This is a genomic window from uncultured Methanofollis sp., from assembly GCF_937919355.1.
In the GTDB taxonomy this organism is placed as follows: Archaea; Halobacteriota; Methanomicrobia; order Methanomicrobiales; family Methanofollaceae; genus Methanofollis.
In genome coordinates this window covers 1-1,505 of record NZ_CALFSA010000147.1, presented here as the reverse complement: position 1 = coordinate 1,505, position 1,505 = coordinate 1, and the positions used below count along the sequence as shown (strand labels likewise).

The following is a 1,505-nucleotide window of genomic DNA, read 5'->3' as shown; positions in this document are numbered from 1 at the left end:
GGAAGAGGTGACAGGAGCAGTTCCCGACGTCATAGAGATGCTCTGTGCAGCCACCGGTCACGACGTGATCCTGGACGGCGAGGTGATCGCCGTGAAAGAGGGGAAGCCCCGCCCGTTCCAGTTTGTCCTGCACCGGTTCCGCCGGAAGCATGAGGTGGAGGAGGCGATCGAGAGGGTGGAACTCGTTCCGAATGTCTTCGATATCATGTACCTCGACGGCGAGACTCTCATCGACCGGTCCTTTACCGAGCGCCGCGCCATCCTGGAAAAAATCCTTTCCAGATTCGTTGCCCCGCAGTGGGTGAGTGCTGATGTCCCTGCCCTGGAGAAGGTCTATCAGGAGGCACTTGACGCCGGTCACGAGGGCGTGATGGTGAAGGCCCGCGGTGCCGCCTATACCCCGGGGGTGCGCGGCAGAAACTGGATCAAGGTCAAACCTGCGGTGGACACGATCGACCTTGCTGTCGTCGGCGCAGAGTGGGGGGAGGGACGTCGGGCCCACCTCTTCGGCTCTTTCCTCCTCGCCTGCCAGGAAGAAGGGGTGCTCCTGCCCGTCGGCAAGGTGGCGACGGGCCTCTCCGATGACCAACTCGCCGCGCTCTATGCGACACTCAAGGATCTTGTCATCGCAGAAAAAGGGAAAGAAGTTGTCTTCGAACCCGAGGTTGTCTTTGAGGACGGGTACGCCGAGGTCCAGAAGAGCCCGAACTATACAAGCGGCTATGCTCTCCGTTTCCCCCGTTTCGTGCGTTTGCGGGAGGACAAGGGGGTGGACGAGGTGGAGACGGTGGAAGGTCTTGCCGCCAGGTATGAAAAGCAGCTCAAATCCTTATGACCCTGTACACCGTCCTGTTTTCATCCCCTTCCACGTAGGCATAGTACTCCGATCCATAGCCTTCCACATTGGTGAAGGTGACCTCGCCGTTGAAGTCGGTGAACTTCGTGTGGAAGCGCATCCCCTCACGCTGCCTGAGCATCACCTTCACATCTGGCGCCGGCTCCTGTGTGCGGCGGTGTTCCACCCTGAAGGAGAGAACAGGGTTGAGGGGCTCTTCAGGCCTGTCAGGTTCGTTCTGAACGATTGACCCGCTCGCTGTTGGCATGGCGACTTTGGCGAAAGTCGCATCTCCTGCGTTCCGGACGAGGAGAATGGACCCGAGGAGGAATGCGATAAAGCCTGCGGCCGCGGCTGCGAGGAGGCCCGTGGTCATCGAGAGGGCGGGTATTCCGGTATAGAGAGGGGCCATGTCCGAGAGGAAGTAGGCGAAAAAGTCCCCTGTCCATGAGAAAAGGGTTACGCCGCCGATTTCGGCGAGGAGAACCATCGCGGTGAATACAACAAGGACGCTCCCGATGGCGACGGCAGTGATGCCGAGGAGGACGGCCGCACCTCGCACGATGGGGGGACGGTTTGTGACATGTCCTCCCCTCTTGAGGATATGAGCGAGGAAGACAGCGAAGAGGTTCAGGTAGATGATCCCGCCGATGAAGAGGGCGGAGTCGCC

The 1,505-nt window shown here is 60.1% G+C and carries 2 protein-coding genes; one reads left to right on the top strand and one right to left on the bottom strand.

Going from position 1 to position 1,505, the window contains the following annotated elements; translation table 11 throughout:
• Positions 1–835 (top strand): ATP-dependent DNA ligase (locus Q0520_RS07190; RefSeq protein ID WP_298668164.1); only part of this gene is annotated, 835 nt, incomplete at its 5' end.
• Here the strand turns inward: Q0520_RS07190 and Q0520_RS07185 are convergent.
• Positions 822–1,505, bottom strand: a 684-nt coding sequence (locus Q0520_RS07185) for a hypothetical protein (RefSeq protein ID WP_298668161.1), incomplete at its 5' end; no start/stop codon positions are given. The two genes, Q0520_RS07190 and Q0520_RS07185, sit on opposite strands and share 14 nt — an antisense overlap.